The organism is Mesorhizobium sp. M1A.F.Ca.ET.072.01.1.1 (genome assembly GCF_004023325.1).
GTDB lineage: Bacteria > Pseudomonadota > Alphaproteobacteria > Rhizobiales > Rhizobiaceae > Mesorhizobium.
In genome coordinates, this window is the sequence record NZ_RZSF01000013.1 from 35776 (window position 1) to 49437 (window position 13662).

The following is a 13662-nucleotide window of genomic DNA, read 5'->3' on the forward strand; positions in this document are numbered from 1 at the left end:
GACGGGATGCTGCGCGCAGCCTGTGACGTTATCAGCCGAAGAGGAGCCGGTTTGGCATCGATATGGCGTTACATTCTTGCGGGTCTCGGTCTTGCTGCCCTGCTGGTCGGCATCCTGACAGTCGTCTATCTGACGGCGCCGCATTCGGCACCAGGCCCCGATACGTCGCGTTCGAAAAAGACGGCGAGCGGCCTGTTCGTTGCGAGCTTCGAGCCGGAGCGCGGCGTCATTCGGCAGGGCGAGCTGCAATCCTGGTTGCTGACGCTGAAGACCGCCGCCGGCGCTCCGGTGGAGGGCGCCGCGATCACCGTTTCCGGCGGCATGCCGCAGCACAATCACGGCCTGCCGACCAGCCCGCAGGCGACCGACTATATGGGGTCGGGACGCTACCGCATCGACGGCGTGAAATTCACCATGAGCGGCTGGTGGCAATTGCGCTTCGCGATCTCCGCGGCGGCGGGTTCCGATTCAGTCGTCTTCAACATTCTGTTGTGAGCGGCCGATGAAGCGTCTTCTCCGCCTCGCAAGCCTGTCCGCTCTGGTCGCGCTCGCTTTGCTTGGCGGTTGCGGCGAGCCCGAGTTCAGCGACGCCGAGAAGAAGACCATCGCCTCGCTGGCGTTGAACACGCTGCCGGCGCTCAAAGCGGACACGACGAACCAGTATGCCGATGTGCCGGCCGCTGCAGCGCTCGGATCGACGCTGTTCTTCGATGTCGGCATGAGCCGCGGCGGCACCGTGTCCTGCTCGACCTGCCACAAGATCGACCGTCAGTTCCAGGACGACCTGCCGCGGGCGGTCGGCGTCGGCCACACCAATCGCCGAACCATGCCGCTGGCCGGCGTGGCGCGCGATCCTTGGTTCTTCTGGGACGGACGCCGCGACAGTTTGTGGGCGCAAGCGCTGACGCCGCTCGAAAACCCGCTGGAGCAGGCCGGCAACCGCGCGGCCTTCGCGCATTACATCAAGGAGCGGTTCGGCGAGCGCTATGAGCGCATTTTCGGGCCGCTGCCCGATCTTTCCACCGTGCCGGCCAATGCCAGCCCGCTCGGCACCGAGGCCGAAAAGGCGGCATGGAACGCCATGCCCGCCAGGCAGGCCGAAGACGTCAACCGCGTCTTTGCCAATATCGGCAAGGCAATCGCGGCCTTCGAGCGCTCGATCGAACCTGGGCAGACGCGTTTCGACCGCTTCGCGATCGACCTCGCGACCGGCACCAAGCCGCAAGGCGATGCTGCCTTCTCGCCGGAAGAGATCCTCGGGCTGAAGCTGTTCATCGGCAAAGCCAATTGCGTGACCTGCCATAACGGGCCGCGCTTCACCGACAGTTCGTTCCACAACACCGGCGTGCCGCCGGTCAAGGATCTGCCGCCCGACCGCGGCCGGGTCGATGCCGTGGCTCAAGTGCAGGCGGACCCGTTCAACTGCTTCGGCAAGTTCCGCGACGGCGATGAAAGCGCCTGCCGCGAATTGCGCTTCATGGTGAAGGACGGGCAGCAACTCGTGCGCGCCTACAAGACGCCGTCGCTCAGGGGGGCAGCTACGCGTGCGCCCTACATGCATGCCGGGCAGTTCTCGGCCCTCGACGAGGTGGTGGCGCATTATTCGAAAGCGGCGCCCAGCGTTGACGGCGTTTCGGAGATCCACCCGCTCGAGCTTTCCGATCGCGAGCGCGCGGCTCTGGTGGCGTTTCTGAAGACTCTGTCGGAGTAGAGCCTTAATTTTGCGCGATCCCGGACGGAAAACCGCTAGGCATCTTTCCTGGAGTTGCGCTAGCGATCCTTCACCGTCTCCATCGCAACGAAGGTCGAAGTCTGTGCCACGTGGGGAAGGCCCGAAATGCGCTCGCCGAGCACGCGGCGGTAGGCGGCGATATCGGTGGTGCGGACTTTCAGGAGATAGTCGAAGCTCGACGCCATCATGTGGCATTGCTCGATCTCCGGCACGCCCTGCACCGCGCGGTTGAACGCGTCGAGCGCCGCCGAGCGCGTATCCGACAGCTTCACCTGGACGAAGGCGACATGGCCTTCGCCCATGCGCTCCCGGTCGATGATCGCGCGATAGCCTCTGATGTAGCCCTCCTTCTCAAGACGCTTCACACGGGCCTGCACCGGGGTCTTCGACAGCCCGACCTTCAAAGCCAGCTCGGACATTGAAAGCCGGCCGTCGCGCCCGAGCGCGGCCAGGATGTTGCGGTCAATGCGGTCCAATTGGTCTTCGTACATCGATCTTATGGTCAAAATGACGGGAGTTGAGCGGCTACGATAGCTCGAATGGACTATCTTGTCGATTTCTTTGGACCGACCTGGGCTCCCAGCTGTGCTAGCTTGCGCCAATCGGTCCGGCGACCGCCAGACCCGCTCGCTAACGCTTGCTCTCAGGATCCGACATGCCGCTCGATGCCATCCGCCAGCAGATCCGCGCCAACTATTTGCCCGACGAAGACGAGGCGGTGAGGCGACTGTCCGCGGCTGCCGGGCTTTCGGCGGAAGAGCGCAAGGCGATCTCGGCGCGTGCGGCCGATCTGGTGCGCGCGGTGCGCGGCTCGAGCGACCCTCGGCTGATGGAGGTTTTTCTTTCGGCCTATGGCCTGTCGACCAAGGAAGGCGTGGCGCTGATGTGTCTCGCCGAGGCGCTGCTGCGCGTTCCCGATGCCGAGACGATGGACGATCTCATCGCCGACAAGATCGCGCCCCATGACTGGTCGGCGCATTCGGGCAGCTCGAGTTCCATTTTCGTCAACGCCTCGACCTGGGCGCTGATGCTGACGGGCCGCGTGCTCGATGAAGGCGAGGGCGGTATCGAAGGCACGCTGCGCGCCATGGTGCGCAGGCTCGGCGAGCCGGTCATCCGCAAGGCCGTGGCGGCGGCGATGCGCGAAATGGGCGAGCAGTTCGTGCTCGGCCGCACCATCGCCGAAGCGGTCAAGCGCGGCCGTCCGATGACGCAGAAGGGCTATCTCTATTCCTTCGACATGCTGGGTGAGGCGGCCCGCACCGAGGCTGATGCGCTGCGCTATCACCGCGCCTATGCGGATGCGATTTCCTCGCTCGACGCGGGGTCCAATGGCCCGGACATTCGCTACAACCACGGCATTTCGGTCAAGCTTTCGGCACTGCATCCGCGCTATGAGGTGGCGCAGAAGGAGAAGATGCTGCCGGTAATGGCCGAGCGGCTGTTGTCGCTGGCGCTTGCCGCGCGGCATTCGCGCATGGGCCTCAACATCGATGCCGAAGAGGCCGACCGGCTCGATCTGTCGCTCTACGTCATCGAACGCGTGCTCGCCGAACCGGAGCTTGCCGGTTGGGATGGTTTCGGCGTCGTCGTCCAGGCCTATGGCCCGCGCGCGGCCTTCGTCATCGACTGGCTCTATGCGCTTGCCAAAAAATACGACCGCAAGATGATGGTGCGGCTGGTGAAGGGCGCCTATTGGGACACCGAGATCAAGCGGGCACAGACGCTTGGGCTTGCCGGCTATCCGGTCTTCACCCGCAAGACCAACACCGACGTCTCGTATCTGGCCTGCGCGCGAAAACTGCTGTCGATGACCGACCGCATCTACCCGCAATTCGCCAGCCACAACGCGCACACGGTGGCTGCCATCCTGTCGATGGCGAAGGATCGCGACTCCTTCGAATTCCAGCGTCTGCACGGCATGGGCGAATCGCTGCACGAGACGGTGCGCAAGGCCGAAAGGACGCGCTGCCGCATCTACGCGCCGGTCGGTGCGCATTCCGACCTGCTCGCCTATCTGGTGCGGCGGCTCTTGGAAAACGGCGCCAACTCCTCTTTCGTCCACCAGTTGACTGACGAGGAGGTCGAGCCGGAAGAAATCGCCCGCGACCCGCTGGAAGCTGTAGAGAAACAAGGCCCCGCCGCCAATCCGGCGATCGCGCGGCCCGCCGCGATCTTCGGCGCCCACCGGCGCAATTCAAAAGGGTTCGACATCAGTGATGCGGTGACTCTTGCAGCCATCGACAGGGCGCGGGCGGAATTCGCGGGAGCGGATCGCTGGCATGCCAAGCCGATCACGCGCGCCGCCGGCTACGGCAAGCCGCGCCAGATCGTCAACCCGGCCAAGCCCGATGAGGTCGTCGGCACCGTGCATGAGGCGGCGGCCAAGCAGGTCGCGACGGCCGTTCGCATCGCTGTGGAGGCGCAGCCGGCCTGGGCAAAACGCCCGGTTGCCGAGCGCGCCGCGATCCTCAACCGCGCCGCCGACCTCTACGAGGCCAATGCCGCCGAGTTCTTCGCTTTGGCCACTCGAGAGGCCGGCAAGTCGTTGGCCGACGGCGTCGCCGAAGTGCGCGAGGCGGTCGATTTCCTGCGTTACTATGCGGCCGAGGCGGCGAATGCCGAAGCGGGCACTGAAGCCCGTGGCGCGATCGTCTGCATCTCGCCGTGGAATTTCCCGCTGGCCATCTTCACCGGCCAGATCGCGGCGGCGCTCGTCACCGGCAATTCAGTGATCGCGAAGCCCGCCGAGCAGACGCCGCTGATCGCCTTCCGCGCCGTCGAGATGCTGCGCGAGGCCGGCGTGCCGGAGGATATCATCCAGCTCCTGCCGGGTGACGGTGCGTCGGTCGGAGCGCCGCTCACCGCCGACCCGCGCGTCGCAGGTGTCTGCTTTACCGGCTCGACCGAGGTCGCCAAGCTGATCGAAAAACAGCTGGCCGAAACGGCGGCGCCCGATGCCATGCTGATTGCCGAGACGGGTGGGCTGAACGCCATGATCGTCGATTCCACGGCGCTTCCCGAGCAGGCGGTGCGCGACATCCTCGCCTCCGCCTTCCAGAGCGCCGGGCAGCGCTGCTCGGCGCTGCGCGTGCTCTACGTGCAGAAGGATGTCGAGAAGAAGATGCTGGCCATGCTGAAGGGCGCGATGGAAGCCCTCAATGTCGGCGATCCGTGGCTGATCTCGACCGATGTCGGCCCGGTCATCGACGATGAGGCGCAGGCCTCGATCGGCGACTACTGCAAGAAAAAGGGGCTGGAGGGGCGCCTCATCGCCAAGCTCGAAGCGCCGGCTGCCGGCCGCTTCGTCGCGCCGCATGTCTTTCGGGTCAAAGGCATCGAGGAGATGGAGCGCGAAGTGTTCGGTCCGGTGCTGCATGTCGCCACCTTCGACGCCGACGACATCGACGCGGTGATTGCCGGCATCAACCGCAAGGGCTACGGCCTGACCTTCGGCCTGCACACCCGCATCGAGGGCCGCGTCCAGCATTTCGTCGACGGCATCCATGCCGGCAACATCTATGTCAACCGAAACCAGATCGGCGCCGTCGTCGGCTCGCAGCCCTTCGGCGGCGAGGGTCTGTCCGGCACCGGGCCGAAGGCCGGCGGGCCGCATTATCTGCGCCGCTTCCGCAAGGGCCCCCAAGCCGGCACGGAAGTCGGCGACGGTCACAAGGTGACGGCGACGGAACTCGCCGACAATCTGCCGGACCCGACGCTTGGCGGCTGGTCGACGCGACCAGATCGCGTGGCGATTCTGAGAAAACATCTGCGCGGCAAGGGGGCTGCGGCCATCGCCGCCGCAGCGAGCCTCGATTTCGGGCAGGTCGACCTGCCGGGCCCGACCGGCGAGGCCAACACGCTGTCGCTGGCGCCGCGCGGACGGGTGCTCTGCCTCGGGCCGGATGCCGAGACGCTGCTTGCGCAGACAATCCAGGCTTTAGCCGCCGGCAATGCCGTTCTGGCAGTGGCGCCAGGCGCGCCGGCGGCGCTGTCGGCGCTGACCGGCAAGGGCCTGCCGCTGGCGGCGATCGACGGCCGGCCGGACCCGGTCGAGGCACGCTCGCTGCGCGTCGACGTCGTTGCCTTCTCCGGCACGCCGGAAGCGGCGCGCATCGTGCGCAAGGTGGTTGCCGAGCGCGCCGGGCCGATCGTGCCGCTGGTCGGCGAAGTGCTTAATCCGGCGGCTTATGCGCATGAGCGCGCGGTCTGCGTTGACACGACGGCGGCCGGCGGCAATGCCAGCCTGCTCGCGGCAACCTAATCAGGTGCGGGAAGGCCGCCGCGTTAGCGGCGGTCAGGCGCCCTCGACGACCAAAAACCCTTCGAACTCGGGGTGGCCAAGATAATGCACCTTGGCGGTGCCGGCGTTGCGATGGGCGGCGCGGAAGTTCTCCGACTTCGTCCAGGCGATGAAATCGCGGAGGCTTTAAAAAGGGCCGATCCGCGCCTTGAACACCCAACTTGATTTGCCGGTCTCGGGTGGAATGGGAGGGAACGGGGCTTGCTTGCGCACCAGCGTCAAAGCGAACTGATCGAGCTCGGCGGACCCTGAACTTTCAGTGAGCTGCAGGTCGCTGACGCTGCCGTCGGCCGCGACGACGAAAACCACCCTGGCGTTGTTGCGAGCCTTGGCCTGGATCGATTTCGAAACGCGACGGTTGGCGCGCGCAAGTTTCTTCTGGATTTCACCGCTGTAGTGGGATTCCAGGGCATTGCCGGCAGCGGCCTGTTTCTTGCCCTTGCTGGCGGCAACAGGCGCGTCGCGTGTATCGCCATCCGCCGTGCCGCCGGTTGCATTGGTCTGGTCTGCCGCTGCCGATGGGGCTGGGGCGCTCGATGTCGCACTGGGGACCGGTGGCTGTTGAGGCTCGGCAAGGGGCGCTTCAGCGCTTTGCAGTTCGGTCGCGGGCGTAGGTTTGCTGTCGTCGGGGACAGTCTGGTCATCCTGGCGTGGGCTGGTGGCCGCCACGATATCCGGCGCGGAAGCGGCTTCCTTGACGGCTTGCGGCGGAAGCTGAGGCGTCGAGGGTTCGCTTGCTGGTTCCTGCGCTTCGACCGGCGGTGCGGGCTGCGCGGCCTGGCGTTTCACCGGCTGCAGATCGGGCACCAAGGTGACATCCACGGCGCCGGACGACTGGTCGTCCAGGGCGCTGCCGGTGACGTTGGCGCCGGACTGATCTGCGCCCTCGGCCCGAATCGCGTCCATGGAGTCGAATATCCCGGCAGGCGCGAACAGGAACGCGGCCGCCGCAGCGCCATGGAGCAGGCCGGAAGCGATGATCGCCACCGGCCATTTGCGATGCCCGGCCGAGTGCCGCGGCTGCATGAGCGGCTCGGCCGGCGTGATCGCCGGTTCGCTGCCTGCATCGGAGGAGTGATTGATGTCCTGCATGTCTCGCGCCGAGACCTGCTGTACGCGATAAGAAATTGTCAAATCAAGATCGGTTGCCGCCCATGGCCCACGCCATGGCGTCTCCTGGCGGGCCGGATGCAATCCCCACCTCTATACGCCGAAGGCGATGGCGGTTTTAGTCGAGGTCTTCAGGTCGCGCATGCAGGCCGTCGGCTCGACGCCGGTTCCAGCGCATTCCGTCGCGCTGTTGATCAGCACGCGGCCGAGCTTGCCGCAGTCGGCGCCCGCGAGATCGAAGCGCGTGACTTTCGTCTTGCCGACCGGCAGGTCCTTGAAATCGAGCACGGTGAGGCGGTCGACAACGCCGGACTCATTGAACAGCGCGATTTCGAAAGCGGACTTCGACAGGTCGGCGCCGAGCGCGTTGTTGACGACGAAGGTCAGCCGGCAGCCCTTGTCCGAAGGCTGCACGGCGTTGAGTTCGAGATTAAGGGCCGGCGCTGGCGCGGACTGGCCGCGCGCCGGCACCGGGCCGAGCGACATCGCCAGCGCCGAGGTCAAGAGACGGAGCGATGTCGTCAAGTTCATGGTTCTCAGCCTCCAAAGCGCATGGTTGCCGCAAGCTTCAGCGTGACGCCCGGTTCATAGAGGACGGCAGTCGTGCTTGCGTTGAGCGGATTGGTGTATTTGACATCGAACAGATTGTCGGCGCGGACGTCGAGCTTGAGGTTGTCGGTCGCCTGGTAACTGGCAAAGGCATTGACCAGCGTATAGTCCTTGGCCACCGGATTGCCCTTGGGCTTGCCGTTATATTGCACTTCACCGCCGACGGTGAGCCTGTCCTCGAGGAAGCGAAGTCCGAGCTGCGCCGTCACCTGCGAGGAGGGAATGGTGGCAAGGTCGGCCCGCTCGCCCTCATACGAGATGGTGTGGCCGTTGATGATCGAGGCCGAGAAGCCCGCATAGCCCCAGCCGGCGTCATAGACGCTTTCCAGTTCAAAACCGTTGATCTTGGCCTTGGCGAAGTTCTGGTACTGGAAGCAGATCGGGATGCCGGGGCCGAACGGGCAGCCGCTGGTCGGGTCGAAGGCCGACAGCGTGACGCCGTCGATATAGTCTTCGACATTGTTGTTGAAATAGGCGGCCTTGAGCCGCAGAGCGTCGCCGCCTTCGAAAATGTCGTTCTGCTTGTAGTTGACGCCGAACTCGACGGTCTTGCCGGTCTCAGGCTTGAGATTTGGATTGGGCAGGAAGGGGAAGGTGACGCCGGCCGGATGGTTACCGCTGATCAGCGTCTCCGTCAGCGAGGGTGAGCGGTAGCCTTCCGCATAGGTGCCGTAAAACTGCAGGCCGGCGAGGTCAGCGCTTTCCAAGGGCGATACGCCGATGGTGATGCGCGGCGACAGCCGGTCGCCTGATGTCTCGTGCTCGGAGTCCTTCAGGCTGTACCTGTCGTAGCGCAGGCCGGTGATGACCTCCAGCCATTCCCAGGTCAGCTTGTCCTGGACATAGGCGCCGGAGACGTTGCGCTTACCTGACGGCGTGTAGAAGCTGTCGCCGCCGGCTGTGCCCCCGGTTTCGACGTCGTCGCCGACCCAGTCACCGCCGTAGGTCAACTCATGCGCGATGCCGGCGGTCTCGAATCGCGACGTGTTCCATATGTCGATGCCGGTCGTCCCGACATCGAAAGTCGACAGCGACCCGGCGGGCAGCACCACGGGCAGGCCGGTCGTCGGATCGAAACGGTTCTGCGGGACGAGCGTCGCCAGATCGAGAAGCGTCTTGTTGTAAGAGGCGTTGATGTGGAGATCGAGCCAGCTTTTGGCATCGTCGGTGATGTTGTAGCGGGCGGTGAAGGTATTCGATTTCAGGTCGACATCGTTGGCCGGAACGCCGCCACTGGTCTCCGTCCACCCGTCCTTCGAGCCGACCCAGCCGAGCTTCAACCCGCTGTTCTCGGTCGGGCGAATGGTGGTCTTGAGCAGGCCGCTCAGCACGTCGAAGCCGGTGCCGGCAACGGTGTCGCCGCCACCGTTCTTGTAGTCGCCGGAGTCGCGGTAGACGATGTTGCCGAGAACGTCCCAGTTCTCGTTGAAGCGATAGGCGCCGCTAGCGCTGGTGGTCCAGCCCTTGCCATTCGTTTCATAGCGACCGGTCAGCGATCCGGCCCAGGTCTCTTCCGGCTTGAGGAAATCTCCGGCGTCCTTGGTTTCGAAGAACACCACTCCGCCGATGGCGCCGGAGCCATAGGTATTGGCGACCGGGCCGCGGATCACGTCGACCGATTTGATGAGCTCGGGATCGACATAGAAGGTCGACTGCGTGCCGTGGTCGGAGCGCTGGAAATCCTGCCTGGCGCCGTCGACGATCACCGCCACGCGGCCGAAATCCTGCAGGCCGCGGATGTTGATGCTGGAGCTGACGCGTCGCGCGTCGGCCTGCACTGCAACTCCCGGCACGCCAAGCAGCATCTCGTTCGGCGTCGTCGCCATGCGGCGCTCAAGCTGTTCCTTGTCGACATGGCTGGCCGAGGCCAGCGACTGGATCGCCGTCTCGCCGGTGCGGCTAATGACGAGGATCTTGTCGAGCAGCGTCGAGTCGCCTGCACTTTTCTGGTCAGTCTTCTTTGTCTGGTCGCTCTGCTGGTCAGCCGCCGGCTGGGTGGCCTGTTGCGCTTTGGCCGCCGGCATACAGAGCGCGATTGCCGCCGCGCCAGCCAGCAAGGCCGCCATTTCCTTCGCCATCGGCCGATCTGTCGGCCGTCCCCAATTCACCAACCCCATGCCCCAACTCCAGATTCTCAGGCTCGATGCTGGCTGGCGCGGGGCTCGCTCGCATTTTTGATCGCGTCCGGCGTCTTAAATGTTGACTCATTTAGTCCGGTAATTCAGGACTAGTAAACATGAGAAATCGAGTCAAGAATTTAATCGGCATTTGACGAGGCGACCGGCCCGGTGGCCGGCACAGGAAAAAGGGACCGAATGAGATGAACAGCCATAACCCAAGCGACTTTCGCTACCGCGGCCGCCGCTCCGACGACGTGCCCGCGCGTTTTGACCGCGTGGCGATGTCAGTGCGCACGCTCTCCAGCAACGCGCTGTTCCAGGGCGAGCATGAGATCGGCATCGAACATCATGGTGCTCTCTACCGTCTGAAGATCACCCGCCAGGGCAAGCTGATCCTCAACAAGTAAGCACGATCGGCAGACGAACAGGGCAGACAAAAAGTGGGCAGGTGGACGATATGGACCAACGCGTGAAGCCGTCGCCGGACGAGATCCGGGGTTCGCAGAAAGACAATCCGAAGATGCGCGAGCGCGATTTGGCGGCCCAACTCGGCATTTCGGAAGCAGAGCTGGTCGCGGCACATTGCGGCCATGGCGCCGTGCGCGTCGAGCCGCGCGTCAATGACCTGCTGAGCGGCCTCGAAGCGGTCGGCGAAGTGATGGCGCTGACCCGCAACGAAAGCGCCGTGCACGAAAAGATCGGCGTCTACGACAAGGTCGTCACTGGCAATCACAACGCCATGGTGCTCGGCGAGAACATCGACCTGCGCATCTTCCCGAAAGTGTGGGCACATGGCTTTGCCGTCGAGAAACGCGACGGGGGCGAGATCCGCCGCAGCCTGCAGTTCTTCGATGCGGCCGGCGAGGCCGTTCACAAGGTGCATCTGCGGGCAGCCTCGAACCTCTATGCTTACCAGAAGCTGATGGCGAGCCTTGAATCGTCGAACCAGGAGCCGACGATCGCAATCGCCTCAAGCGCGCCGGAAGGCGAAGTGGAGGTGCAAGCCTCGGTAGCCAGCATCGACGACCTCCGCGACCGCTGGAGCCGGATGACCGACGTGCATCAGTTCTTCGGCATGCTGAAGACGCTGAAGCTCAGCCGCCGTGAGGCGGTGCGCATGGTCGGCCAGGACTATGCATGGCTGCTCGACAATGATGCCGTCAGCGCCATGTTTCACCACGCGGCCGAAGGCGAGATGCCGATCATGTGCTTCGTCGGCAACCGCGGCTGCATCCAGATCCATTCCGGCCCGATCAAGTCGGTCAAGCCGATGGGGCCGTGGATCAACGTGCTCGACGAGACCTTCCACCTGCATCTGAGGACCGATCACATCCATGAAGTCTGGGCGGTGCGCAAGCCGACCAAGGATGGCCATGTCACGTCGCTCGAGGCTTATGACGCCAAGGGGGGCATGATCATACAGTTCTTCGGCAAGCGCCATGAAGGCGAGGGCGAGCGCGAAGACTGGCGCTTCCTGGCCGAGAACCTGCCCCGTATCCCCAGCCCGACCGCTGCATGAGGCGAGACTCGATGCGTGTCGTTCACCGTTTCCGCTCTACGCTTGCGCCGCTGATCGGCGTTCTGCTTGCCGCCGCCGCTCTGCCTGCCGGAGCCGATGAAGGTAGGGCCGTCTTCTCCGACACCTCGCGGATTGCCTCCATCGGCGGCTCGATCACCGAGATCGTCTATGCGCTCGGCGAGGAAGGTCACCTCGTCGCCCGTGATTCGACCAGCTCTTTCCCGCAAGCCGCGCAGAAATTGCCCGATGTGGGCTATATGCGCGCGCTGTCGCCGGAGGGCGTTCTGTCGGTCAATCCATCGGGGATTCTAGCCCTGCATGGCAGCGGCCCGAAGGAAACCGTCGACGTGTTGAAGAAATCGAGCGTGCCCTTTATCGAGGTGCCAGAGCGCTACAGCCATGAAGGCATCCTCGAAAAGATCCGCACCGTCGGGAGGGCGCTGGGGGTCGAGGCCAAGGCGGAGAAGCTCGCTGCGGAGACGGACGCGAAGCTGAAGTCGGCCGAAAAGCAGACGGCCGCGATCAAGGAGCGCAAGCGCGTCCTGTTCGTGCTGTCGATGCAGGGCGGCAAGATCCTGGCCGCGGGCAGCGATACGGCTGGCGACGGCATCATCAGGCTTGCCGGCGCCGTCAACGCGGTCGAGGGTTTTTCGGGCTACAAGCAGATGTCCGATGAGGCGATCGTCACCGCAAGGCCCGATGTGCTCCTGATGATGAAGAACGCCGGTCCGCCGATCTCGGAAGATGAGCTGTTCGCCAAACCCTCGATCGCCTCGACGCCCGCGGGAGCTGCTCGCAAGCTGATCAGCATGGATGGCGGCTACCTGCTGGGCTTCGGGCCGCGCACGGCTGAGGCGATCCACGACCTCGCCGTCTCGCTTTACGGCAATCAGGTCGCGGACTGAGCGGTGATGGCCGAACAGTCGATTGCGGGGCCGGCGCGCAGGGTGATGGCAGCCGATGGCGACCGCTCGGCGCGGGCAAGGATCGTCATCCTGCTTTTGTCTGTCGCGCTTGCCCTGTCCATATTCCTGTCGCTGACCTCGGGCGCTTCGGACGCGTCCGCCGTTCGCGTCATACGCGACTGGCTGACCGAAGGCGTGCCGGCCGATACGCTCGCCGCGCGCGACCGGCTGATCGTCTATGACATCCGCATGCCGCGCGTGCTGCTCGGCGTGCTGATCGGCGCCGCGCTCGCCGTCTCCGGCGCGGTGATGCAAGGACTGTTCCGCAATCCGCTCGCCGATCCCGGCCTGATCGGCGTCTCGGCCGGATCGAGCCTTGGCGCGGTGGCAATCATCGTGCTCGGCACAACCTGGCTTGCGCCTGTCACGCTCGCCCTCGGCACGCTTGCCCTGCCGCTGGCAGCCTTCTTCGGCGGCCTGGCGGTGACGCTGCTGCTCTATGCCATTGCGACGCGCCACGGCCGGACGTCAGTCGCCACGATGCTGCTCGCCGGCCTGGCGATCGCCGCCCTTGCCATGGCGCTCACCGGTATACTGGTCTTCGTGGCCGACGACAGGCAATTGCGCGACCTCACCTTCTGGCAGCTCGGCTCGCTTGGCGGCGCCACTTGGCCGAAAATCGGCACGGTCGGGCCGGTGATCTTGCTGGCATTGGCGACGATGCCGTTCCTGTCGCGCGGCCTCGATGCGCTGGCGCTCGGCGAGGCGACCGCCGGCCATCTCGGCATTCCGGTCCAACGGCTGAAATACACGGCCATCGTCGGCGTGTCGGCGGCGGTTGGCGCGTCCGTCGCTGTCGGTGGCGGCATCGGCTTCATCGGCATCGTCGTGCCGCATCTGTTGCGCCTCGCCATCGGTCCGGAAAACCGCTACCTGTTGCCGGCCTCGGCCTTGCTCGGCGCCTCGCTGCTTCTGCTTGCCGACGCGGTCGCCCGCACCATCGTCGCTCCGGCCGAACTGCCGATCGGCATCGTCACGGCAGTGGCCGGCGCGCCGTTCTTCCTGTGGATCCTGCTGCGCAAGCGCGGCGTCATTGATCTGTAAGCAGCCGATGATCGAAGCCCAGGACATCTCCGTAGCGATCGGCTCCAGGCGCATCGTGTCGCATGTCGATTTCACTGCGCGGCCGGGCGAGGTAACGGCAATCGTCGGGCCCAATGGCTCGGGCAAGACGACGCTGCTCAAGGCGCTGACGGGCGAGCTCTCCTATACCGGCACTGTCATCCTCAATGGCCGAGACCTGGTTTCCATGAAGCCGGTGGAGGCAGCGACGCATCGCGCCGTGCTGCCGCAGTCCACCACGC

12 protein-coding genes and 1 pseudogene are annotated in these 13662 nt (G+C 65.0%); 8 read left to right on the top strand and 5 right to left on the bottom strand.

The window, feature by feature from the left end; genetic code table 11:
* Nucleotides 1–51 precede the first annotated feature (51 nt).
* Complete coding sequence (locus EOA32_RS03785) at nt 52–495, top strand: FixH family protein (protein WP_066999827.1); 444 nt, start codon at nt 52–54, stop codon at nt 493–495.
* A gap of 7 nt (nt 496–502) precedes the next feature.
* Complete coding sequence (locus EOA32_RS03790) at nt 503–1711, top strand: cytochrome c peroxidase (RefSeq protein WP_066999830.1); 1209 nt, start codon at nt 503–505, stop codon at nt 1709–1711.
* A gap of 59 nt (nt 1712–1770) precedes the next feature.
* Here EOA32_RS03790 and EOA32_RS03795 read toward each other — a convergent pair whose 3' ends face one another.
* Nucleotides 1771–2223 carry an Lrp/AsnC ligand binding domain-containing protein gene (locus tag EOA32_RS03795; protein ID WP_066999833.1) on the bottom strand — a complete coding sequence of 151 codons (453 nt, stop codon included), beginning with the start codon at nt 2221–2223 and terminating at the stop codon, nt 1771–1773.
* A gap of 164 nt (nt 2224–2387) precedes the next feature.
* On the opposite strand from EOA32_RS03795, the gene putA reads away from it, so the two are divergent.
* Entirely contained in the window at nt 2388–5996 is a 3609-nt protein-coding gene (gene putA / locus EOA32_RS03800) for a bifunctional proline dehydrogenase/L-glutamate gamma-semialdehyde dehydrogenase PutA (RefSeq protein ID WP_128370924.1), read from the top strand.
* Nucleotides 5997–6029: 33 nt separating this feature from the next.
* Here the strand turns inward: putA and EOA32_RS03805 are convergent.
* The 4 genes and pseudogenes from EOA32_RS03805 to EOA32_RS03820 form a co-directional block, all read right to left on the bottom strand.
* Nucleotides 6030–6152 (bottom strand): annotated as a pseudogene (locus EOA32_RS03805) (antibiotic biosynthesis monooxygenase); the annotation flags it as partial.
* Nucleotides 6153–6161: 9 nt separating this feature from the next.
* Nucleotides 6162–7022 carry a TonB family protein gene (locus tag EOA32_RS03810; RefSeq protein ID WP_245430662.1) on the bottom strand — a complete coding sequence of 287 codons (861 nt, stop codon included), beginning with the start codon at nt 7020–7022 and terminating at the stop codon, nt 6162–6164.
* 216 nt (nt 7023–7238) lie between these two features.
* Complete coding sequence (locus EOA32_RS03815; RefSeq protein ID WP_067329442.1) at nt 7239–7676, bottom strand: hypothetical protein; 438 nt, start codon at nt 7674–7676, stop codon at nt 7239–7241.
* A gap of 5 nt (nt 7677–7681) precedes the next feature.
* A complete protein-coding gene (locus tag EOA32_RS03820; protein ID WP_128370926.1) occupies nt 7682–9871 on the bottom strand; it encodes a TonB-dependent hemoglobin/transferrin/lactoferrin family receptor in 2190 nt (729 codons plus the stop codon).
* Between the two features lie 203 nt (nt 9872–10074).
* On the opposite strand from EOA32_RS03820, the gene hemP reads away from it, so the two are divergent.
* From hemP to EOA32_RS03845, 5 genes are all read left to right on the top strand, one after another.
* On the top strand, nt 10075–10281 hold the full coding sequence (gene hemP, locus EOA32_RS03825) for a hemin uptake protein HemP (RefSeq protein WP_066999851.1): 207 nt from the start codon (nt 10075–10077) through the stop codon (nt 10279–10281).
* Nucleotides 10282–10331: 50 nt separating this feature from the next.
* Complete coding sequence (locus EOA32_RS03830; protein ID WP_128370927.1) at nt 10332–11393, top strand: hemin-degrading factor; 1062 nt, start codon at nt 10332–10334, stop codon at nt 11391–11393.
* Nucleotides 11394–11404: 11 nt separating this feature from the next.
* Nucleotides 11405–12298, top strand: coding sequence for a hemin ABC transporter substrate-binding protein (locus EOA32_RS03835; protein WP_128370928.1), 894 nt, complete (start codon nt 11405–11407; stop codon nt 12296–12298).
* Nucleotides 12299–12304: 6 nt separating this feature from the next.
* Complete coding sequence (locus tag EOA32_RS03840; RefSeq protein WP_128370929.1) at nt 12305–13402, top strand: iron ABC transporter permease; 1098 nt, start codon at nt 12305–12307, stop codon at nt 13400–13402.
* Nucleotides 13403–13409: 7 nt separating this feature from the next.
* A partial coding sequence (locus EOA32_RS03845) for an ATP-binding cassette domain-containing protein (RefSeq protein ID WP_128370930.1) occupies nt 13410–13662 on the top strand: 253 nt, incomplete at its 3' end.